Origin of the sequence: Pseudoalteromonas sp. G4 (genome assembly GCF_028875915.1) — a bacterium.
Classification (GTDB): Bacteria; Pseudomonadota; Gammaproteobacteria; order Enterobacterales; family Alteromonadaceae; genus Pseudoalteromonas.
The window spans coordinates 42,146-63,863 of the sequence record NZ_JAPEHW010000014.1 but is presented as its reverse complement, the minus strand read 5'-3'; the positions used below and the strand labels follow the sequence as shown (position 1 = coordinate 63,863).

The window sequence follows — 21,718 nt, the reverse complement described above, 5'->3', positions numbered from 1 at the left end:
TTTCAGATTTCAGATTTCAGATTTCAGATTTCAGGTTTTCATCCACCGCTTAAACTCTGAATTCTAAACACTTTCTATTACCCACCGCCAAACTGCTTGGCTAAAATTTGCTTGGTAAATTCGGTTTTTAGGTAGTAACCGCGTGGTAAGGTCATAATCTCACTGCCATTTGGGCCTATAGCTTGAGTCAGTGCTTTGCTGTTTGCTGCTTTTGGGCGAAGTTGCAGTACTTGGCCAAAATGTCCGTTTACTTGCTCAATATTGCCAAGCGCAATCATTTCAGTGAGTTCTTCCCAATCTTTTTTTAGTAAGGCTTCTTCTTGCTGACTGGGCTTCCATAAAAAACCATTTCCGATAATACGATCGGTTGGTGCGAGATCGCGCTCAGATAAAATTGGTAACCACAAAACGTGAGAAAGCTTTTTCTTTACCACTGAATTTTGCCAAGTCACACCATGGAGATTTGTAAGAGGTGTGATTGAAACATAGGTGGTTTCTAAGGGTTTTCCGGTGTAAGAGATAGGCAGTGTTTTAAGCTCCACGCCTAAATGTGGAAAATCAGGTTCAGGCTTTGACGCTGCAGTCGCGCCAAGCACATACTCAATCAGTTGACCAATCCAACCTTTCTCTCTCAGCAGGTTTTCAGGCGTTTTAAATGCATATTGCGCAGCAATTTCGCCAAGTGTTAATCCTGCAATAGTATTAACTCGCATCATTAACTCTGGAATGTCTCTAGGGGCGTTTGGCTTGTTCATAAAAATGCATTTAGAAATAAAAGCTAAGTTTACCAAATATTGATTACTTGAATAACCTTAAAAGTTGAATTGCTTGTATAGAAAATGTGCTGCTTTTTGTGGGTGGTGTTTTTCGCTGGAAAAATATTTTTAACTCATTGAAATTTAATGTTTTATTTTAGTGTGGTGGCCGACTGCTAAATGTTTGGTGATGTATTTATGCACTAAATACACAAATATAAACAATGTTATCCACAGAAACTGTGGAGAACTAATGGAAAATGACAGTCTATTGTGGATTTGTTTGAGAAATGTGCGTTTATTTATAATTTTATTCACAACTTGTGGGTAAGCTGAGTATATGCTGGTTTTTCATTTGCTGTTACGTAAGGATTATGGAACAATCGAGCTATATTAAGAATTAAAAGAGGCACATGCGGGTGATAGATGCCGAAGGGTTCCGTGCCAACGTTGGAATAGTTATTTGTAATAATCAGGGACAGGTATTTTGGGCTAGGCGATACGGTCAACACTCTTGGCAATTTCCACAAGGTGGTGTTGATCAGGGCGAAACTGCCGAGCAAACCATGTACCGTGAATTGAACGAAGAAGTGGGATTGAAGCCTGAAGATGTTGAAATTATCGCGAGTTCAAAACACTGGTTACGCTACAAATTGCCTAAGCGTTTAATTCGTAGAGATTCAAGTCCAGTATGTATTGGTCAGAAGCAAAAGTGGTTTTTATTAAAGTTGCGTTGCCCAGACGAAGATGTTGATTTATCGAAAACAAATCATCCTGAATTTGATGATTGGCGTTGGGTGAGTTACTGGTACCCTGTACGCCAAGTTGTTTCATTTAAACGAGATGTGTATCGTCGAGTGATGAAAGAATTTGCTCCTCATGCAATGCCATTTCATAAAAAAGAACAAGCCTGGCGACATAGGCGTTAATAAATGAGGTAACTGTGCTAACAGCATTACGAGAAATCGCGCAAAAAGTGTCGCAACAAACCAGTTTAAAAGCGGCGCTTGAGTGTTTTGTTTTAAGTGTGAAAAACACTATGAACACTGATTGCTGCTCGGTTTATTTCGCAGATTATGCGCAAGATTCTTTTGTATTAATGGCTACTGAAGGCCTTAATCCAGATGCTGTTGGAGAATTTAGAATTGGTTTTACCGAAGGTTTAGTTGGGCTTGTAGCGCAACGTGAAGAGGCCATTAATCTAGCATTTGCAAAATCCCACCCTCGCTTTAAATTAGCACCTGAAGTTGATGAAGAAAGTTTTAATGCTTTTTTAGCTGTGCCGATTGTGCATCAAGGTAAAATTCTTGGTGTTATTGTTGTTCAGCAAGTACTCGCGCGAGTGTTTAGCCAAGATGAAGAATCTTTTTTAGTCACGTTATCTGCACAACTCGCAGCTCAACTAGCCAACGCTGAAATTCAGCATTTACTAGAATTTGATGAATCAGAACAAAAAACGACCTGTTTAAAGGGCTTAAGCTCTGCCCCAGGTATTGCCCTTGGTAGAGCTTATGTTGTTGCGCCAAGCATCGATTTTAGCCAATTGGAATTAATGAAATCGGATGCTAATGCAGAGCAAGTGCGTTTATTCCATCATGCAGTAATTACAACACGCAAAGAGTTTAGGCGCATGGCGGCTCAGCTAGACTCTGAACTTGGACAAGAAACCTTGGCTGTGTTTACTGTTTACGAACAGTTGCTCGAAGCGAAAAGCTTAGGTGATCAAGTAGAAGCAAAAATACATGAAGGTTGGTGTGCTAAAAGCGCTCTAAAATTAGTGATTGAAGCCCTTGTTGCGCAGTTTATGTCAATGCAAGATACCTATATTCGTGAAAGAGCCATTGATATCCAAGATATTGGTCTAAGGGTTTTACACCACCTGTTAAACAGTGAATACAAGAAACATCATTTTGATGCGCCTATTATTTTGGTGGCTGATACGGTAACACCAACAATGCTTGCTGAAATACCAAGAGAAATGTTGGCAGGGGTTGTGAGTATTAGTGGCGCGGCAAATTCACATGCATCAATACTAACGCGTGCTATGGGGATTCCGGCAATATGGGGTTTATCAGGGTTACCTATTTCACATGTTGCGGAAAAGTATTTAATTTTAGACGCTTATGCCGGTCGAATATATATATCTCCGAGCAAGGCGCTAATTAATGAATACACCAAGTTAAAGCGTGAGGATGCGCGTTTACACGATACCTTTGATGCTGAATATCAGTTAGAAGCTGTGACCCTCGATGGTGAAGAGATTAACTTGTATGCCAATACTGGGCTTGAAGTATCAAACGATTTAATTAATGCAAAATACCTTGATGGAATCGGCTTATACCGCACTGAAGCATGGTTTATGCAGCAAGCTTCGTTTCCAAGCCAGACAGAGCAAGAAGCTTGGTATCGCGGGATTTTAGCCGCGTATCATCCTGCACCTGTCACCATGCGTACACTGGATATTGGCGGTGATAAATCCTTAAGTTATTTTAATTTTACAGAAGAAAATCCGTTTTTAGGCTGGCGCGGTATTCGCATCAGTTTAGATCATCCTGAACTGTTTTTAGAGCAAGTAAAAGCGATGCTCAAAGCCAATATGGGCTTAGGTAATCTTAAAATTATGTTGCCTATGGTCGCTGATGTAAACGAAGTGGAATCAGCGAAACGCCTTATCCAGCAAGGTTTTTTTGAACTGCAAGAAGAGTGGGCTCCGGCTCAGGGAAAATTAGAAATGCCGCAAGTTGGCATTATGATAGAAGTACCTTCCAGTGTTTACTTATTACCTGAGTGGGCTAAGTGTGTTGATTTTTGCTCGGTTGGTAGCAATGACTTAACACAATACATGCTAGCGGTAGATAGAACTAACTCTCGCGTTGCTAACTTGTTTGACAGTTACCATCCTGCAATTTTAAGGGTGTTAAATGATATTGCCATTCAATGCATTGACTATGAATTGCCTTTTAGTCTGTGTGGTGAACTTGCTGCGGACCCTGAGGGCGCACTTTTATTAGTGGCAATGGGTTATCGTGATTTAAGTATGAGCCCAAGTGCGATTAATAAGGTGAAATACGTATTAAGGCGCCTTAATGCGAGCGATATGGAATTGCTATTAAAAGAGTGTTTAGCTGCTAAAAATGCAAAACAAGTTCACCGATTGTTACGTGAATTTATTATTCATCACAATTTAAGCCAAATTCTGTATACTAGCTCCGTCCACTAAAACCTAGGTTATTCATGTCTGATATTTCGATTGTTTTTTTTAGTTGTTTAGCTCTCGGGTGTTTAGTTGGCTTTTTGGCTGGTTTATTGGGAATCGGCGGCGGACTTATTATTGTCCCTGTGCTTAGCTACTTATTGTTAGCTCTTGATTTAGTACCAAAAGATCAAGCCATGGTAGTTGCCATTGCTACCTCATTGGCATCCATTATTTTCACTTCATCGAGTTCAGCCTTTGCGCATCATCGCAATCAAAATATTCCCTGGAAAATTGCCCCTTGGGTATTAGTGGGTGTGTCAATTGGTGCACTTTTGAGTGGAGTGATTGCTACTGGGATTAGTAATGACACGCTGCAATTAATTTTTGCTTGCTGTGTTATTTTTATTGCTATTCGAATGATATTACCGCATCAACCAAAAGAGCAATCAGTATTGCCGCATGGCAGTATTTTAACCCTTGGTACCAGCGTAATTGGTGCTATTTCAGGTATGGTCGGTATTGGTGGTGGAGCACTATTAGTGCCATTTTTGACGCACTTTAAACTCGATATGCGTAAAGCCATTGGTTGTGCTGCACTGAGTGGCATTTTGATCGCTACTTTTGGTGTAGTCGGGTATATTAGTTTGGGCTTACAATACCATGAAGTAAGCGAAGGATTTATTGGTTTTGTGTACTTGCCTGCATTGTTTGGCATTGTATTAACCTCTGCATTTTTTGCTCAGTTTGGAGCAAAAGCAGCGCAATATTTACCTGTTAAAATAATAAAACGAATTTTTGCGGCACTGTTAGTTATTGTCGCTATTAGAATGTTAAGTAGTTAAAAGGAAAGGTGGAAATAAGTGGATTTTCCTAATATTGACCCAGTATTTATTGAGTTAGGGCCATTAAAGGTGCATTGGTATGGCATGATGTATTTAATTGCCTTTGTTACTGCATCATTTTTAGCATCACGTGCTGCAAGTAAACCAAATAGTGGTTGGACAAAAGAACAAACCAGCGACTTATTATTTTATGGCATGTTAGGTGTAATTTTAGGGGGCCGTTTTGGCTATGTCTTTTTCTATCAATTCAGTTATTTCTTAGAAAACCCACTTTACCTATTTAAAATTTGGGAAGGGGGAATGTCATTCCATGGTGGTGTAATAGGTGTTGTTACAGCAATTGCATGGTTTGCTAAAAAACAGAATAAAACCCTGCTGGGAGTGGGTGATTTTGTTGCGCCGTTAGTGCCTTTAGGTTTGTTCTTTGGCCGCATTGGTAATTTTATTAATGGTGAATTGTGGGGCAGAGCATCAGATGTGCCTTGGGCGATGGTTTTTCCAACCGGCGGGCCAGTTGCACGTCACCCATCGCAACTATATGAAGCTATTTTAGAAGGCTTAGTGCTTTTTGCGATTATTCAGTTTGTGAATCGAAAACCGCGCGCTGAAGGTGTTATTGGTGGCTTATTCTTATTTGGTTACGGCTTCTTTAGATTTATTGTTGAGTATTTCCGCGAGCCTGATGCGCACATTGGCCTTTATGGCGGTGTTATTTCGCAAGGACAAATTTTGTCATTGCCAATGGTATTAGCAGGTTTAGGATTGATGATTTGGGCTGTAAAACGCCAACAAAAAGAGTGTAACGCATGAAACAGTATTTAGAGTTATGTCAGCGTATTGTTGATGAAGGCCATTGGGTTGAAAATAAACGTACGGGAATTCGTTGTTTAACTGTCGTTAATGCTGATTTAGAGTACGATGTTGCTAACAACAAATTCCCATTAATTACAACGCGCAAAAGCTTTTATAAAGCGGCTATTGCCGAACTACTAGGTTATTTACGTGGTTATGATAACGCCGCGCAATTTAGAGCTATTGGATGTAATACCTGGAACGCTAATGCTAATGAAAATAGCGCATGGCTCAATAATCCACACCGTAAAGGTGAAGATGATATGGGGCGTGTATACGGTGTGCAAGGTCGTTCATGGCAAAAGCCAGATGGCACAACGCTTGATCAACTTAAAAAGATTGTTGATAACCTTAAAAATGGCATTGATGATCGCGCTGAAATCTTAACCTTTTACAATCCAGGTGAGTTTGATATGGGCTGCCTACGACCATGTATGCACACACATACATTCTCACTTTTGGGCGATACGCTTTATTTAACATCTTATCAGCGTAGTTGTGATGTGCCACTAGGACTTAATTTTAATCAAATTCAGTGTTTTGTTTTACTTGCTTTAATGGCACAGATTTGTGGTTTAAAACCAGGTAAGGCGTACCATAAAATTGTAAATGCCCATATTTATGAAAATCAGCTGGAATTGATGCGTGATGTACAGCTTAAACGTGAACCGTTTGAGTCACCAACGCTAAAAATAAACCCGAATATTAAATCACTAGAAGATATTGAAACTTGGGTCAGTACTGATGATTTTACCGTGGAAGGTTATCAATATCATGAGGCAATAAAATACCCATTTGCCGTGTAAAAAATACTAAGGAAAGAATAATAATGAAAGCTGTTATTCCTGTAGCTGGACTTGGCACACGTATGTTGCCAGCAACCAAAGCAATTCCTAAAGAAATGCTTCCGATTGTTGATAGGCCATTAATTCAATACATTGTTGAAGAAGTTGCCGCTGCTGGTATTAAAGAAATTGTACTGGTAACCCACTCAAGTAAAAATTCAATTGAGAACCACTTTGATACAAGTTTTGAACTTGAGGCAACTTTAGAGCGCCGTGTAAAACGTCAATTACTTGAAGAAGTACAGGCAATTTGCCCAAAAGACGTGACTATTATTCATGTGCGTCAAGGTGAAGCAAAAGGGTTAGGGCATGCGGTTGAGTGTGCTAGACCAATCGTAGGGAATGCGCCTTTTGCCGTAATACTGCCAGATGTTATTTTAGATAATGCGAGCTGCAATCTAAAAAAAGATAATCTTGCGGAAATGATTACACGTTTCTCAGATTCGGGTCACAGCCAAATTATGGTTGAAAAAGTGGCTGATGAGGATGTTGATAAGTTCGGTATAGTAAATATTAACGGTAACGACTTATTACCTGGTGGCAGCACTGCAATTAAAAATATTGTGGAAAAACCAAAACGTGAAGATGCACCTTCAAATTTAGCGGTTGTTGGCCGTTATGTGCTGGATAAGTCAATTTGGCCACTGCTTAAACAAACACCGCTAGGTGCAGGCAATGAAATTCAGCTTACTGATGCAATTGCCATGTTAATGAAAGAGCAGCAAGTTGATGCCTATTATATGAAAGGTAAAAGCCATGATTGCGGCTCAAAATTAGGCTATATGAAAGCCAATATTGAATATGCACTGCGTCGTGACGAACTAAAAGATGAGCTAAAAGCATACATTAAAACGCTACTTTAATTCGTTTTGGAATAGAAATTAGAAAATGCCACTTAAAAGTGGCATTTTTTTTGCTTTGCTTATAGCAGTTCACCCGTATTTTAAGGCGAAATAAATGAAACAGCTTGGCTTTATGGTTTTAGCAAGTGCATTACTTTTAGGATGTGCAAATGAGCCTAAGATCGCAGTATCTGAAGAGGCTAGAGTATTTAATAAAACGACCGTATCAGAGCGTAATCTTCATAGTTTTGCTAAGCAGCTTGCGGTCAGTATGTTTGACACTATGCCAAAACTCAATGCGGATAATCGAATTGCTGTAGGAACATTTTTGCCAGAAAGTGACTTACATAATCAAACGAATGCTCAATTAGTCACTTTGGGGAATCAGGTGCAATCAAGTTTGCAAACCCTATACACTCAAGTAGGCGCTAATGTCATTGAGTTTAAGGCTTCAGAATATATAAATATCGCCGATAACCAAGATATTATGCTATCTCGCACACAAAATGATTTGGCAAATAAGCTGGCCATTAATTATTTTTTAACAGGCACGATTAGCCAAGTTGAAAGCGGCTTTATTGTAAATGCTCGTTTAATAGACTTAACGGATAAACGCGTTGTATCGGCTGCCACTGAAATGTTTCCTGCCAATATTAATTGGCAAGAAAATAAAGTATTACTCAGAGATGGAAAACTTTATAGGAGCAATTACTAATGAAAGTTAATTTTTTTAAGTCTTTATGTGTCGCATCGTTGACTGTTTCAGTGATTGGTTGTTCGACATTTAATGCTCCTAAGGAAACTGTTGCAGCCAGTGATAAAACGGCAATACAAGTTGATAGTCGATTTCAAGCGTACAGTGCTGAGTCTTTTATGGCTAATAAAGGTTCTGTAAAAGAAATTAAGAATATTAACCACTATGTTCGTGGTCTGATGCATCAACTAGCCGACAATATTAAGTATGTTAATCAAAACACACCTATAGCCGTCATGAGTTTTGTTCTGCTTGATAGTGATCTACAAAAAACTACCTTAGTGGGCAACCAAATTGCGGAAAGTTTTGTTCATGAAGTGCACAAATTTGGATTACCTGTATTAGATTATAAAACGACAGATTTTTTTAGAATTAGTGAAGATGGTGATTTTATATTTAGCCGTGATTATATGGAATTGAGAACGGATCTTCCCATTGATTATGTTTTAACAGGTACTTTGACTAAGCATCAGAAAGGTTATTTAGTAAACGCTAGAATTATTGGTATAAAGTCGAAAGCAGTTGTTGCTTCGGCACAAGGTTTAGTGCCAGATTATGCGATCAAATCTTTACAGAACACTAAAAATAATGATGGCATTCCTCTACGAAGAGGGTGATGAGGTGATTATGAAATTATCAATTATTGTATCAGCCATTCTTCTTACAGGTTGTGCGAGTAAAACACAACAGCAATCTATCGAGCCTGTTATAAGTGAAGCGGAAACTTATCATCCTTCTTATCGTGTTTACCCAATTAATGATTATCTGTTAGATGAATATGTTGAACAGTTAGCTATAAAATTAATGGAAAATTTAGCAGCTGAGCCAGAAACAATTAGGCTAGCAGTGGCTTCTTTTGTTGATCTTGATGGGTCACTGCAAACAGCAAGTCGTTTAGGCAATCAGTTAGCTGAATCTATGATTACAGAAGTTCAAGCTTTTGGTCTAAATTTAGGCAATCAGTTAGCTGAATCTATGATTACAGAAGTTCAAGCTTTTGGTCTAAATATTGTTGATCATAAAGTGATGCCAATGGTGAGAATTGATAGTGGGGGAGACTATAGTTATTCAAGAGATGTTATGCAGTTAAATACGAAAGGACATATTAACGCTGTTTTAAGTGGTACTTTGTTATATAAAGAAAATGGTGTTGTGATTAATTCAAGAATTACCAGTTTAGAAAATCAAAGTATTTTAGCAAGTGCTAAATACATCATTCCGTATAGTGTGGCTTTTGATAACTGACATACAAACAGGTTTATATTAAATCTGAGTTTTATTCACCCCATTCTTCTAAGTTATTAATAGTTTTTTTGTTTCAACATGTTCCCGTAGCTCAGTAGGATAGAGCATTCGCCTCCTAAGCGAAGGGTCGCAGGTTCGACTCCTGCCGGGAACGCCATTAAATCCTTAAATTACCTCTATGATTTGCTAACAGTATATGTGTTAACGTTACTGCTCTACTTATCTAACAGCTTACTGAATTGAATATGTTATTAAGCTTGAATGCGCGTATTCTTGCAGGAAATTAATGACTCTTATTTAAATAGGTATGTTCCGCACTAGTATCTTTATTTTGATAGCAAAGAGACATGTAAGTGGCTTATTTGTGCTATATGTGAGCAATCAGTGCAGTTGGCGGAACCAATAGCGACAGCCCTTTGAGTTAAGATAAAAGTCGCTCTTCTTTGCACTGAAAGTGCCTCATTTCAAAAGTTTACTCTGACTATCTTTGATTAAGGCGATTTAATTTTTCAACTGAGTCATTATAAAAATGAGTCCATGGTTCAATTAGAAGCTTGCTAATGTGACTAAGTCACCTAATTGAACGTTGGCTAATAGCTTATCGCCAATCACCTGCGCTATGGCTGTGTTTTGATTGACCTGTGTAACGCGAAGTTGGTAATCAGTGTCAATGATTAACTGCTTTTGATTAAACCCTTTGCGCAATGCAACCTGTAACTTTTGCCCTTTCACTAGGTTATTTTCGGCGCCTAAACTAATAATAATGGTGTCGTGATCTATATTAAGAATACGCGCTTGAGCTGGTACGCAGGCAAGGTAGCTTGCTAAATCTTGGCCTAGTTTTAAATTAATATCTGTGATTTCTTGGCCATAGGGCATGGTCCAAAATTTCTCACTATTTACATCAATACGGGCTGTTTTTTTAGTCTGCCACGTTGCAAAGCTGTCGTAACGCTTTTGCGTCATTAATTCACCTGTAAGGCCGTTATATAAAGCAGTATTTAAACTAAAAAAGCGCTCAAACGCTTTATCTTGCCAAAAAGAAAGTGATGAACTTTGTTGCTCACCTAGTGAAACATCGTCTATTTGAGAAACCCAAACAAACTGACTGTTATTTTGATCTGCAATTTGTTGAATAAGTGCGCTCGAATTTGCATCATGATGTGCTGTGAATAACGATGTTGTATTTAATTTACGGTTAATATCTGGTTTTGTGTTAAACAAATGACTGAATTGATTTAAATGGTTAACTAATTTGTTGCTGTAGGCTTTTGGCAGTTCAAAAATTTGGCCGTAGGTCGCTTGCTCAGGAAATTTAAAACCGGCTCTGGTAATTGCAATGTTCTTTTTGAGTGATGAATTTTGACAGGTTTCACTGTCGTCTAAAATATCCAAGCGCAAGGTGATTGATAATGTATCTGATGACTGGAGTTCGTCAATTACTTCAATTTGGTCGATTGCGCCATGAGAAGATATTTGCGTGGTTGGCGTTTGCCAAATACCATTGATAACTTGTTGTAAGCTAGTAACTTGGGCACCAGAAAAAAGAAGTGCTTGTTGAATGGCCTCTTCGGTTGCCATTAATCTTGCTTGCTCAATATCACCATTTCTAATTTTGGCTTGTCCTGTCGATTCATACCAAACAGCATGACTTGAAAAACTCACAAATATCAGCAGTGCGATTAAGCGCATAGTTAATGTCTCTAGAAAAATAGTGATCTTTAACATTCAATTTCTATACCAAACTTCAACTGGCTTAAAAATTGCTTCAAAAGATGTATATACCTATATGATGGTGATAAGCATGACGAAACATTTTTTACAAACAACGATTATTTCAAGCGTTTTATTGCTTGCAGGTTGTAGTCAATTATTTGATAAACATATTGAATACGAATATCAAAAACCTGATAGTTTTCCGGTATTACATGCTGTTGGTTATGCTCCAATAAGTTTACAACCAGGTGCAACTGAAGAGCAAAAAGCGATTATGGCAATGAAGGCTTCAAAACTAGAGGCCTATCGAGAACTCGCTGAACAAGTGTATGGGCAAAAAGTTGACGCACAGACAAATGTTCAAGGTATGGTTGCTAGTAATGATACATTAAAAGTTCGGGTTCAAGGAGTTGTGCGTGGTGCTAAAGTCACTAAAAGTTATGCTGTAGGTGATACCTATGCAACTGAGGTTGAGCTTGATATGAAGCTAGTACATGATCTCTATATTGGTCAAACAAAACCACGAAGCGTAAAAAAAGTGACCTACTTTTAATTGTTGGTCACTTTAATTTTAGAAGATTTAAAATCTTAAGCTTTTAATCCACGGGCAATAGGATTAGGTAGAGAGATAGATTTACCCGTTTTATCGTATCCTGATTGGTTTTTGCCAAACAAAATATCTTTTAACTTTTGCGATGCAAGTTGGCTTTGATTTGCCGCAACTTGATTCACATCATTTTGCTTTTTACATTCTGCAAGTGACTGATTAATTTTACTTATAATTTCTTGATAAGCTGCAACATCAGTACCTTCTTGCTCGAAAAATTTAGCAATATGTTGATCTCGCTGTTGAATTGAACGCAGCGATTCTACTTTTTTTTCCACAACAGATATTAGTGATTCATGATCGCGTGACACAATTGCATCTAGCTCTTGTGTTAGTAGTTGAGCCATTTCATTCAGCTCATCTAGTTGTTGCGATAATATCTGTTCTAAATTCATTCGTTATCGGCCAAAAAGTTTAAATTCTAACTTATTGATGTTTTCAGCAAGTTTTTCAGCGTCAATTTTGTATTCACCATTAGCAATTGCTTTTTTAAGCTCATTGACTTTCTTTTGGTCAATACCAGATGCTTGTTCTGCTTTTTCGTTAAGCTTTTTCAACTGTTGAGCCTGTGGCGTGATGCTAACAGAGTCACTAGTTGCTTTTGCTGTTGCAGTATTTACTTGCACCTGCTTGTTTGCTGATTCAGTTGCTTGTTGCTTGGTACTTTCAAGCCTGACATTAGCTTGGCTGTTTGAGCCTTGATTTATCTGATTAACCATGACATTTCTCTCTACTAAGATTTCTCATCTTAGTTATCGGCATATAAGGTACAACCTTTAATAAAAAAATGGATATTTTTTTAAATTTTATAACCTATTATTTAACCTGAATTTTATCTTTTAGTACAGTGTTAAATAATCACTTTAACTTGTTGAGCATTGGTTACTTGGGCTTGTATTTTCTTGCCCGACTTTACATTTTTAATTGAAATGTTGTCACCTACTCGACCATCTTCCAGTGCTTCACCTTGGGTCTTAATTGTCATACCTTTAAAACTCGCAATAATAGTTACCTTATCACCTTTGCAGACATTGCATATGTAATTGTAGTTAATAGAATGGCCAGCGCGAACATTTCGTTTACTGCGTCCACCAATTAAAAATTGTTTAGATTTATATTGGTTAGAGCGTGAAAGATGTTTTGCTACTTTTTTGGTCGCGAGATGTTGGGGTGTAATTTTTTGGCCTTTGCTGATCCCTTTTGCAGCAGTAATGACTTCAACCAACTCCACTTGACGTGTAAAAACGAATACTTGCCAAGAATTTTGATCTAAACACTTAATTTTTATAGTAGATTGCCGATTATTATCTATAGGGTTTGCAGCGCTTAACTGGAGTGGTGTGTCGCAATCACGCGTTTCGATACGTGAATCGAGAGGCAATGCGGTAATTGAAAGCTCTGAGTTAGATATTTCTGAGCTGTTTGTTTGCACTTGTTGGCTGACAAAATCGATCGCTAATTGTTGTAGCTCTAACTTAGTATATGCTTTTGCTTTGAGTGAGGTCATAGCAAGAGGCACGATTTGTATTAAAATGAATAAATACAGGTTTTTTTTAAACAAACTCATAATGTTTCGACTATGCTTTATGGGTAAAACAAGGTATAACTTCACACTGTCAAAATTATGGCACAGTGCCGTTATACGGTAGTACAATAACAAAGAAGCAAGAAGTATACCCTTTCATTGCTTCAAGTTAGGAGATTGAAATGGCAGGCATTTTAGATTCGGTTAATCAGCGAACGCAGCTCGTAGGTCAAAATAGATTAGAGTTGTTGCTGTTTAAATTAAAAGGCAGGCAAAGATTTGGTATTAACGTATTTAAAGTACGTGAAGTTTTACAGTGTCCTAACTTAACTGCAATGCCAAAATCAAATCATTATGTCAAAGGAGTGGCGCATATTCGCGGTCAAACCATTTCAGTGATTGACCTTTCACTTGCGATTGGCGGACCAGGCATTCAGGATACTAAAGATTGCTTTATTATCATCACTGAATATAACCGCTCTGTTCAAGGTTTTTTGGTGGATTCTGTTGAACGCATAGTTAATATCAATTGGGAATCAATTATGCCACCGCCATCAGGTTCTGGCAGATACTCATATTTAACAGCGGTAACTGAAATTGAAAAAGAGTTAGTTGAAATTTTAGATGTTGAGAAAATTCTCAATGAAATCTGCCCGGTAAATACGGAAGTGAGTCAAGATCTACTTGCTGATGGTGAGATGCAAAAAGACTTGGGTGAGCGTATTGTTTTCATTGCGGATGATTCAACTGTTGCAAGAAACCAAGTAAAGAGAGCCCTTGAACCTCTTGGTGTGCAAACTGAAGTTGCAAAAAATGGGCGCGAAGCATTGATCAGGCTGAAAGAAATTGCCGAAAAAGACTGTCAGAATGTCATAACTGAACGAGTAGCATTATTAATTTCAGATGTTGAAATGCCTGAAATGGACGGTTACACGCTAACAGCAGAATTAAAAGCAGACCCTCGAACAGCACCACTGCATGTGATTTTACACACATCGTTAAGTGGTGTGTTTAACCAAGCAATGGTTGAAAAGGTAGGTGCTGACGATTTTATTGCGAAGTTTAACCCAGACGAATTGGCAACTGCGGTTAAAAAGTGGGTTCATGAAGATTAAACCAGCGAGTAATAAATTTGAACAAAAGCTTAGATGATAAAGATTATCAACAGTTTAGAAGTTTCTTAGAGCAGCAATGCGGTATTGTACTTGGTGACAACAAACAGTACTTAGTAAAAAGTCGTTTAGCACCATTAATGGCGCGTTTTGAAGTTGGTTCTTTATCTGAATTAGTTACTAAAACATTGAGTCCACGAGAGCGGCAATTACGTGCAGCTGTTGTTGACGCAATGACAACGAATGAAACGTTATGGTTTAGAGACACTTATCCCTTTGAGTTATTGAAAAACAAATTATTCCCAGAATTAGCAGAGTTAAGAAGACCTATTAAAATTTGGTCGGCGGCAAGTTCTTCTGGTCAAGAACCTTATTCAATTGCAATGAGTGCGGCTGAATATAAGCAGATGAAACCCGGTGCTTTAGCTGGAGTAAATATTGTAGGGACAGATATCTCAAATACTATGCTCGATATTTGTAAAAATGCTGAATATGACTCCTTGGCATTAGCTCGCGGGCTTTCACCAGAGCGAAGACGTAAGTTTTTCACCGATTCGGGTCATGGCATGGCAAGAGTGAATGATGATATCAAGCGAATGGTCAATTTTCGCCATTTAAACTTACTCGATTCCTATGCCTTGATGGGAAAATTTGAAATCATTTTTTGTCGTAACGTATTAATTTATTTTTCACCTGAAGTGAAAGCTAAGATCATCAAGCAATTCCACCAAGCACTTAATCCAAAAGGATATTTATTTTTAGGTGCATCTGAATCTATGACTGGGCTGAGCGATGATTTTGAAATGATCCGCTGTAACCCTGGCATCATTTATCAAAAAAAATAACACCACGAACTAGTGCTGGCTTACTAATTGCATAACTTCTCCAAAGTCACTTTTTTGGAGAAGTTATGGCTATCAGTTTTGACAGAGCATTAGGTATACATCCGCAAGCAACACTTGCTCGTTCTCAAAGAGCAGAGGTGTTAGCAACTAATATTGCTAATGCAGATACGCCTAACTACAAAGCGCGCGACATTGATTTTTCAAAAGCTCTTGAACAGGCTAAATCGAGTCAATCTAAGCGCCTTGTAACCACTCACGAAAAACACTTCGATTTATCAATTAACAGTTTAGAAAGTAACACGCTATACCGTGTACCAAACCAACCTGACACAGGTGATGGCAACACGGTAGATATGCAACTTGAACGAGGTAAATATGTTCAAAATGCAATGGAATACCAAGCGAGTATTAATTTTCTAGGTGGCAAGTTTAAGGGCTTGAAAAAAGCAATTGGCGGTCAAGGAGCATAATTATGAGTTTGTACAACGTATTTAATATTTCAGGTACGGGCATGAGTGCGCAATCGGTTCGATTGAATACGACAGCCAGTAATTTATCAAATGCAAATACCGTAAGTTCAAGTGCAGATGAAACATATCGTGCAAGGCATCCTATTTTTTCAGCTGAACTAAGTAAAGCTGTTAATGCGCAACAAGGGGAAGCTGTGGGCGTAAAAGTGTTGGGTATTGTGGAAAGCGATAAGCCACTTAAACGAGAGTTTAATCCTGAACATCCATTAGCTGACAAAGATGGCTTTATTTATAAGCCAAATGTCAATGTCGTTGAGGAAATGGCAAATATGATCTCTGCTTCACGAAATTATCAAACCAATGTTCAAGTAGCAGACGCCGCAAAGCAAATGTTGTCTCGTACATTGCGTATGGGTCAGAACTAGTAGGGGATGACGATGACAACTAATGTATCTAATGATAGCTATATCGACTCATTAAAATGGCAAACACCTTCGGGAGTGCCAGACCCGAATAATAATGACCAGCTAACTCAGTCAGACTTTTTTGCATTGCTGACACAGCAATTATCTTATCAAGATCCGACAAAGCCTGCAGATAATGATCAAATGATTGCGCAAATGACAAGCTTTTCAATGGCTGATGGTATTAGTCAATTGAATGCAAATTTTGAAAGCTTTGCATCTTCGATGACATCAAACTCAGCGCTTCAGGCATCAACCCTTGTCGGTAAAGATGCTTTAGTACCTTCTACAGTATTGGAACTGAGTGATGGTAAGCCTTCCAAAGGCAGTGTTGCACTTGATACAGCTGCTCATGATGTCACAGTAAAAATTAAGAATGAAGCTGGCGAAGTAGTTCGTACCCTAGACATTGGTTCAAACGCTGCAGGAGCAGTTAAGTTTGAATGGGATGGCAAAGACGAGAGCGGAAATTCATTGCCACCTGGCAATTATGCGATGACTGCAGAAGGTCGTGTGGCGGACGGTGAATATATGAGCTTCCCAACAGGGGCGTTTTTAAATATATCAAGCGTAAGTTTAAAAGGTACGCATGGGCTAGTACTTAATACTGGCGCAGGCTCGATTAATTTAAGCGACGTTGTCGAAATCGCTCAAGGTTAATCTTGGCATTAAAGTTGAATAAATAACTCAGTGTAAGGCAGTTCATTACAAACTAGAAGCTGCAAAATTTAGAGGTGAATTATGAGTTTTAATATCGCATTAACGGGATTGGCGGCAGCGCAAAAAGATCTCGATGTTACAGCAAATAATATTGCAAACGTAAATACAACAGGTTTTAAAGAATCACGCGCTGAATTTGCAGATGTATATGCTGCGTCTGTATTTAGTTCAGGTAAAACGAAGAATGGCGATGGTGTACAAACTACCGTAGTAGCACAACAATTTAATCAAGGTTCATTGCAATTTACCCAAAATGCACTTGACTTAGCTATTACAGGTGAAGGTTATTTTGCTATGACGGACTCACTTTCATCTCAAGATTATACTTACACACGTGCTGGTGCATTTAAGCTAAACAAAGATAATTTTGTGGTAGATGCTCAAAACAACTTCCTACGAGGTTTTCCTGTAGATCCTTCTAATGGGGATACTACTTCTGTAAGTTTAAGTACGGCAACACCAATTCAAATTCCGGATGCGTCAGGTGCACCACGTGCAACAAATAATGTTTATACCTCATTTAACTTAGATGCTGGTGCGACTCAACCTACGGTTGCACCATTTAATCCGACTGATTCTGCAACGTTTAACGCGTCAACATCAACAACGGTATATGACTCACTTGGTGAACCGCATATTATGCAGTTTTTCTTTTTGAAGACAGGTGTAAATAACCAGTGGGAAGTACGTGCAACTTTAGATGGACAGGAGTTTGATAATACGGGTACTAGCCCTGCTGGTGGTCCATTATCTACCTTTACATTCGATTCCAGTGGTTTGCCTTCTGCACCAGTAACCGCACCTAACACAACTTTTGACCCGGTATCACTGACTTCGGCTAACCTTTCAAATATTTTAACCAATGGTGCTACCTTTCCAAATGATGTAAATATCAACTGGCGTGATGAAGCGGGTACAGCTAATAAACAACCAACTCAGTACGCTAGCCGTTTTGAAGTAAAAGCACTCGAGCAAGATGGTGCTACAGTAGGTCGTTTAACCGGCATTGATATTGGTACTGATGGTAAGATTGTAGCTTCATATAGTAATGGTGACTCTACTTATATCAGCCAAGTGTCTATGGTACGTTTTGCCAACTCGCAAGGTCTATCACAAGTAGGTAATACCGCTTGGAAAGAAAGCTTAACCTCAGGTGAGCCGATTGCCGGTGAGCCAGGATCAGGTACGCTTGGTACCGTTAACTCTAGTGCACTTGAACAATCGAACGTGAATCTGACGAATGAGTTAGTAGACTTAATTTCAGCTCAGCGTAACTTCCAAGCAAACTCGCGTGCGTTAGAAGTTAACTCAACTCTGCAGCAGAATATTTTACAGATTCGATAATCTACTACTTTATTCACTTCTTCAAAGGGTTGATTTATCAACCCTTTTTATATTCACATCAGTCATAGTTTTGGCGTCAATTTTCTACTCTTTTTATTGGCACTATTTTTGCTCTAATTAGTTATTAGAGATTTTTTAATGGTTGTGCTGATGGATAAATTACTCTACATCGCCACCTCAGGCGCAAAGCAAAACATGCTTGGTATCGCGGTTAAAGCGAACAACTTAGCAAATGCAAAAACCACAGGTTTTAAAGCTGATTTAGAACAAGCGCGTTCAATGCAGGCATTTGGTGAAGGGTTACCTACACGTGTTTTCGCAATGGAAGAAAGACCTGGTTCTCGATTAAGTGCAGGCGCAATGTCAATGACAGGGCGCGAGCTCGATATCGCGATTGGTGAGAATGGTTGGTTAGCTGTACAAGATGCCAATGGGCAAGAAGCTTATACCCGTTCGGGTAATTTAAAAATGAGCGAGACAGGGCAGTTATTTACTGCCAATGGATTACCAGTAATTGGTGAAGCGGGCCCGGTGATTTTGCCAGTGCCTATCGAGAAGGTACAAATATCGAAAGATGGCATGATCCAAGTGAGACCACAAGGCGCGCCAGCAAATTTTATTGAAGATATCGATAGGTTGAAATTGGTCAGTGCCTATGGGATTCAACCCCTTGAAAAAGGACTTGATGGTCTTTTTCGAAATAAAGATGGGGATGTGCTCGATACTGACCCAAATATGACAGTAACCAGCGGCGCATTAGAAATGTCTAATGTAAATCCTGTTGATGAAATGGTGGGAATGATATCCCATCAGCGCCAATTTGAGTTACAAGTCAAAATGATGAAAACAGCAGAGAAAATTGACGAAAGTCAAGCTTCTCTTATGCGAATTTATTAATGGTTTTTGGAGGTTAGTATGCATCCTGCATTGTGGATTAGTAAAACAGGTATCGATGCTCAGCAAACCGATACGTCTGTCATATCAAATAACTTAGCGAACGCAAGTACGGTTGGTTATAAAAAGAGTCGTGCAATTTTTGAAGATTTGCTTTACCAGAACATTAATCAACCGGGTGGCCGCTCATCACAAGATACGCAGTTACCGTCAGGCTTAATGCTTGGCGCGGGTTCGAAAGTGGTTGCAACTCAAAAGAATTTCTCGCAAGGGAATATGTTAACAACCGACAACTCAATGGACTGGATGATCCAAGGGCAAGGTTTTTTTGAAGTTGCGATGCCTGATGGCAGTCTTGCTTATACGCGAAATGGTCAGTTTACCACCGATGAAGAGGGCCGCATTGTAACGTCTGGTGCAGGATACCCTTTGCAACCAGAAATGAACGTACCAGATGATGCACAGCAGATCATTGTTTCGCAAGATGGTGAGGTGTCTGTGCGCATTGCAGGGCAAGCTGATAACGCAGTTATTGGTCAGCTAACAATTTCAGATTTCATTAATCCTTCTGGTTTGGAACCGATGGGGCAAAACCTCTATACCGAAACGGCTGTGAGTGGTGCGCCAGTGCAAGGTAACCCGAGTATTGATGGCTTAGGCGTTATTGTTCAAGGTGCGCTTGAAACTTCAAACGTAAATGTAACAGAAGAGTTAGTTAATTTAATTGAAACTCAGCGAGTTTATGAAATGAACTCAAAGGTCATTTCATCTGTTGATGAGATGTTAAGTTACATTAACCAACAGCTTTAATAGGTGAATCCCATGAGTAAGTTAGTTTTGGCAGTTGTTTCAGGGGTGTTGTTGAGTGGTTGTGTAACGACTGCGAACCGTTTTGTTGAACGCGATGATCCTTATTATGCGCCACTGTATCCAGAAGACACCAATGTTTCGCAAGTAAACACAGGTTCGCTATTTAATACACATTACTCAAATGACCTCTATTCTGATCAAAAGGCATTGCGCCAAGGTGACATTATTACTGTGGTGTTGAGTGAGTCGACACAGGCATCCAAAACAGCAAAAACCGAAACAGATCGTGAAACTGACTTTGCACTATCACCCGTAACAGGGTTAGGAGGAAATCCAATCACGATTAATGGTGATGCACTGCAATATGGCGTGGGTTCGGAAGGCTCTTACAAAGGTGATGCAAAATCGGATCAATCCAACAGCTTAAACGGCAATATATCCGTGAACGTAATGCGAGTTTTGCCAAACGGTAACTTGGTTATTCGTGGTGAAAAATGGCTAACATTAAATACTGGTGAAGAGTTCATTCGCCTAGAAGGTATTGTTCGTCCTAAGGATGTCAGTGCTGATAATATGGTGATGTCAAATCGCATTGCTAATGCACGTATTCAGTATTCTGGCAAAGGTGCTCTTGCCGATGCGCAAGAAGCCGGTTGGTTAGCGCAATTTTTCTTAAGCCCATTAAATCCATTTTAGGAGGCAGCATGCGTCAATTAGCGTTTATAGTTATCGCATTACTGAGTGTGATTCATTTTCCGCTATCTGCTGAGCGCATCAAAGATGTAACAGCGGTTGAAGGGGTGAGAAGTAACCAACTAGTAGGCTATGGCTTAGTTGTAGGTTTGCCAGGAACGGGTGAAAAAAGTAGTTTCACGGAGCAAAGCTTTAAAGCAATGTTAAGTAGCTTTGGGATTACATTACCTGCGAATTTAAAACCTAAAATCAAAAATGTTGCCGCTGTTGCCGTGCATGCCGATTTACCCCCTTTTGTTAAACCAGGGCAAACGATTGATGTAACGGTTTCATCAATAGGTAGTGCATTGAGCCTGCGTGGTGGTACGTTAATCCAAACTTTTCTTAAAGGTGTAGATGGCAATGTATATGCGATTGCACAGGGTAGTTTAGTTGTTAGTGGCTTAGGTGCTGAAGGTGCCGATGGCAGTAAGGTATTAGTCAATACGCCGACTGTGGGTCGGGTACCTAATGGTGCAATTGTTGAACGTGCTGTTGCATCGCCGTTTAATCAAGGGGATCACATTACATTTAATTTGCATCGTCCAGATTTTTCTACCGCAAAAGCGTTGTCAGATACCATTAATGATTTAGTTGGTCCAAATACGGCAACGGCAATGGACGCAGCCTCTGTAAAAGTATTAGCACCACGTGATCCAGCACAGCGTGTTGCATACCTTGCAACGCTTGAAAATCTAGAGTTTGAACCAGCAGATAACAGCGCGAAAATTATCGTTAATTCGCGAACAGGCACGATTGTAATAGGTAAAAATGTGACGTTAGAACCTGCTGCGATTACCCATGGTGGTTTAACAGTAACGATTGCTGAGCAACAAAATGTGAATCAGCCAAATGCGCTTGCTGGTGGCCAAACTGTTGTTACAGAGCAGAGCGTTATTGATGTTGCACGAGACGACACCCGTGCATTTGTATTCGATCCTGGCGCGAGTTTGGATGATTTGGTACGTGCTATCAATGAAGTTGGCGCAGCGCCAGGTGATTTAATGGCAATTCTTGAGGCGCTGAAAGAAGCTGGCGCAATAAGTGGTCAGTTAATAGTGATTTAAGTTTATCAATTTCTTAAAGCCCTGCATTGCAGGGCTTTTTTGTTTTGGGCTTTAATTTCATTTCGTTGGCTTGATTTTTGC

At 39.2% G+C, this 21,718-nt stretch carries 25 protein-coding genes and 1 tRNA gene; 21 read left to right on the top strand and 5 right to left on the bottom strand.

Features of this window, described 5'->3' with window-relative positions:
• Nucleotides 1-77: 77 nt before the first annotated feature.
• Nucleotides 78-755 carry a DNA mismatch repair endonuclease MutH gene (gene mutH / locus ON073_RS07045; protein ID WP_274761164.1) on the bottom strand — a complete coding sequence of 226 codons (678 nt, stop codon included), beginning with the start codon at nucleotides 753-755 and terminating at the stop codon, nucleotides 78-80.
• A gap of 419 nt (nucleotides 756-1,174) precedes the next feature.
• On the opposite strand from mutH, the gene rppH reads away from it, so the two are divergent.
• The 10 genes from rppH (at nucleotide 1,175) to ON073_RS06995 (ending at nucleotide 9,488) form a co-directional block, all read left to right on the top strand.
• On the top strand, nucleotides 1,175-1,684 hold the full coding sequence (gene rppH / locus ON073_RS07040; RefSeq protein WP_274761166.1) for an RNA pyrophosphohydrolase: 510 nt from the start codon (nucleotides 1,175-1,177) through the stop codon (nucleotides 1,682-1,684).
• Nucleotides 1,685-1,698: 14 nt separating this feature from the next.
• Nucleotides 1,699-3,975, top strand: a complete 2,277-nt coding sequence (gene ptsP, locus ON073_RS07035) for a phosphoenolpyruvate--protein phosphotransferase (RefSeq protein ID WP_274761163.1) — start codon at nucleotides 1,699-1,701, stop codon at nucleotides 3,973-3,975.
• A 14-nt stretch (nucleotides 3,976-3,989) separates the two neighbouring features.
• On the top strand, nucleotides 3,990-4,793 hold the full coding sequence (locus tag ON073_RS07030; protein WP_274761162.1) for a sulfite exporter TauE/SafE family protein: 804 nt from the start codon (nucleotides 3,990-3,992) through the stop codon (nucleotides 4,791-4,793).
• An 18-nt stretch (nucleotides 4,794-4,811) separates the two neighbouring features.
• Nucleotides 4,812-5,603, top strand: a complete 792-nt coding sequence (gene lgt, locus ON073_RS07025) for a prolipoprotein diacylglyceryl transferase (RefSeq protein WP_274761161.1) — start codon at nucleotides 4,812-4,814, stop codon at nucleotides 5,601-5,603.
• Nucleotides 5,600-6,451 (top strand): thymidylate synthase, encoded by an 852-nt coding sequence (locus ON073_RS07020; protein ID WP_274761159.1) that lies wholly within the window; start codon nucleotides 5,600-5,602, stop codon nucleotides 6,449-6,451. Before lgt ends, ON073_RS07020 begins: the two co-directional genes overlap by 4 nt.
• Nucleotides 6,452-6,474: 23 nt before the next feature.
• Nucleotides 6,475-7,353 (top strand): UTP--glucose-1-phosphate uridylyltransferase GalU, encoded by an 879-nt coding sequence (galU, locus tag ON073_RS07015; protein WP_274761158.1) that lies wholly within the window; start codon nucleotides 6,475-6,477, stop codon nucleotides 7,351-7,353.
• A 94-nt stretch (nucleotides 7,354-7,447) separates the two neighbouring features.
• The gene (locus ON073_RS07010) at nucleotides 7,448-8,047 is read left to right on the top strand and encodes a FlgO family outer membrane protein (RefSeq protein WP_274761157.1); all 600 of its coding nucleotides are present in this window, start codon (nucleotides 7,448-7,450) and stop codon (nucleotides 8,045-8,047) included.
• A complete protein-coding gene (locus ON073_RS07005) occupies nucleotides 8,047-8,703 on the top strand; it encodes a FlgO family outer membrane protein (protein WP_274761156.1) in 657 nt (218 codons plus the stop codon). The genes ON073_RS07010 and ON073_RS07005 overlap by 1 nt, the downstream gene beginning before the upstream one ends.
• 10 nt (nucleotides 8,704-8,713) lie before the next feature.
• Nucleotides 8,714-9,331: a FlgO family outer membrane protein gene (locus tag ON073_RS07000; protein ID WP_274761155.1), complete on the top strand. Its 618-nt coding sequence runs from the start codon at nucleotides 8,714-8,716 to the stop codon at nucleotides 9,329-9,331.
• Between the two features lie 80 nt (nucleotides 9,332-9,411).
• Nucleotides 9,412-9,488, top strand: a tRNA-Arg gene (locus tag ON073_RS06995).
• A 389-nt stretch (nucleotides 9,489-9,877) separates the two neighbouring features.
• Here the strand turns inward: ON073_RS06995 and ON073_RS06990 are convergent.
• Nucleotides 9,878-11,059, bottom strand: coding sequence for a flagellar assembly protein T N-terminal domain-containing protein (locus ON073_RS06990; protein ID WP_274761154.1), 1,182 nt, complete (start codon nucleotides 11,057-11,059; stop codon nucleotides 9,878-9,880).
• Nucleotides 11,060-11,135: 76 nt separating this feature from the next.
• Here ON073_RS06990 and ON073_RS06985 point away from each other — a divergent pair, with 76 nt between their 5' ends.
• Entirely contained in the window at nucleotides 11,136-11,600 is a 465-nt protein-coding gene (locus ON073_RS06985; protein ID WP_274761153.1) for an LPP20 family lipoprotein, read from the top strand.
• 35 nt (nucleotides 11,601-11,635) lie between these two features.
• Here ON073_RS06985 and flgN read toward each other — a convergent pair whose 3' ends face one another.
• From flgN to flgA, 3 genes are all read right to left on the bottom strand, one after another.
• A complete protein-coding gene (flgN, locus tag ON073_RS06980) occupies nucleotides 11,636-12,049 on the bottom strand; it encodes a flagellar protein FlgN (protein ID WP_274761152.1) in 414 nt (137 codons plus the stop codon).
• Between the two features lie 3 nt (nucleotides 12,050-12,052).
• Nucleotides 12,053-12,373 carry a flagellar biosynthesis anti-sigma factor FlgM gene (gene flgM / locus ON073_RS06975; RefSeq protein ID WP_274761151.1) on the bottom strand — a complete coding sequence of 107 codons (321 nt, stop codon included), beginning with the start codon at nucleotides 12,371-12,373 and terminating at the stop codon, nucleotides 12,053-12,055.
• 131 nt (nucleotides 12,374-12,504) lie between these two features.
• A complete protein-coding gene (gene flgA, locus ON073_RS06970) occupies nucleotides 12,505-13,221 on the bottom strand; it encodes a flagellar basal body P-ring formation chaperone FlgA (protein ID WP_274761150.1) in 717 nt (238 codons plus the stop codon).
• Between the two features lie 140 nt (nucleotides 13,222-13,361).
• On the opposite strand from flgA, the gene ON073_RS06965 reads away from it, so the two are divergent.
• The 10 genes from ON073_RS06965 to ON073_RS06920 all read left to right on the top strand — a co-directional run bounded on the left by ON073_RS06965 (nucleotide 13,362) and on the right by ON073_RS06920 (nucleotide 21,637).
• Entirely contained in the window at nucleotides 13,362-14,294 is a 933-nt protein-coding gene (locus tag ON073_RS06965; protein WP_274761149.1) for a chemotaxis protein CheV, read from the top strand.
• 17 nt (nucleotides 14,295-14,311) lie between these two features.
• On the top strand, nucleotides 14,312-15,136 hold the full coding sequence (locus tag ON073_RS06960; RefSeq protein WP_446728520.1) for a CheR family methyltransferase: 825 nt from the start codon (nucleotides 14,312-14,314) through the stop codon (nucleotides 15,134-15,136).
• Between the two features lie 65 nt (nucleotides 15,137-15,201).
• On the top strand, nucleotides 15,202-15,606 hold the full coding sequence (gene flgB / locus ON073_RS06955) for a flagellar basal body rod protein FlgB (protein ID WP_274761148.1): 405 nt from the start codon (nucleotides 15,202-15,204) through the stop codon (nucleotides 15,604-15,606).
• Between the two features lie 2 nt (nucleotides 15,607-15,608).
• Nucleotides 15,609-16,031 (top strand): flagellar basal body rod protein FlgC, encoded by a 423-nt coding sequence (gene flgC, locus ON073_RS06950; RefSeq protein ID WP_274761147.1) that lies wholly within the window; start codon nucleotides 15,609-15,611, stop codon nucleotides 16,029-16,031.
• A gap of 12 nt (nucleotides 16,032-16,043) precedes the next feature.
• Nucleotides 16,044-16,730 carry a flagellar hook assembly protein FlgD gene (locus tag ON073_RS06945; RefSeq protein WP_274761146.1) on the top strand — a complete coding sequence of 229 codons (687 nt, stop codon included), beginning with the start codon at nucleotides 16,044-16,046 and terminating at the stop codon, nucleotides 16,728-16,730.
• Nucleotides 16,731-16,811: 81 nt separating this feature from the next.
• Complete coding sequence (gene flgE / locus ON073_RS06940) at nucleotides 16,812-18,134, top strand: flagellar hook protein FlgE (protein WP_274761145.1); 1,323 nt, start codon at nucleotides 16,812-16,814, stop codon at nucleotides 18,132-18,134.
• Between the two features lie 150 nt (nucleotides 18,135-18,284).
• The gene (locus ON073_RS06935) at nucleotides 18,285-19,031 is read left to right on the top strand and encodes a flagellar basal body rod protein FlgF (RefSeq protein ID WP_274761144.1); all 747 of its coding nucleotides are present in this window, start codon (nucleotides 18,285-18,287) and stop codon (nucleotides 19,029-19,031) included.
• Nucleotides 19,032-19,049: 18 nt separating this feature from the next.
• The gene (gene flgG / locus ON073_RS06930) at nucleotides 19,050-19,838 is read left to right on the top strand and encodes a flagellar basal-body rod protein FlgG (protein ID WP_274761142.1); all 789 of its coding nucleotides are present in this window, start codon (nucleotides 19,050-19,052) and stop codon (nucleotides 19,836-19,838) included.
• A 12-nt stretch (nucleotides 19,839-19,850) separates the two neighbouring features.
• Nucleotides 19,851-20,534, top strand: coding sequence for a flagellar basal body L-ring protein FlgH (gene flgH / locus ON073_RS06925; protein WP_274761141.1), 684 nt, complete (start codon nucleotides 19,851-19,853; stop codon nucleotides 20,532-20,534).
• Between the two features lie 8 nt (nucleotides 20,535-20,542).
• Nucleotides 20,543-21,637, top strand: coding sequence for a flagellar basal body P-ring protein FlgI (locus tag ON073_RS06920; RefSeq protein ID WP_274761140.1), 1,095 nt, complete (start codon nucleotides 20,543-20,545; stop codon nucleotides 21,635-21,637).
• The last annotated feature ends 81 nt before the right edge of the window (nucleotides 21,638-21,718 follow it).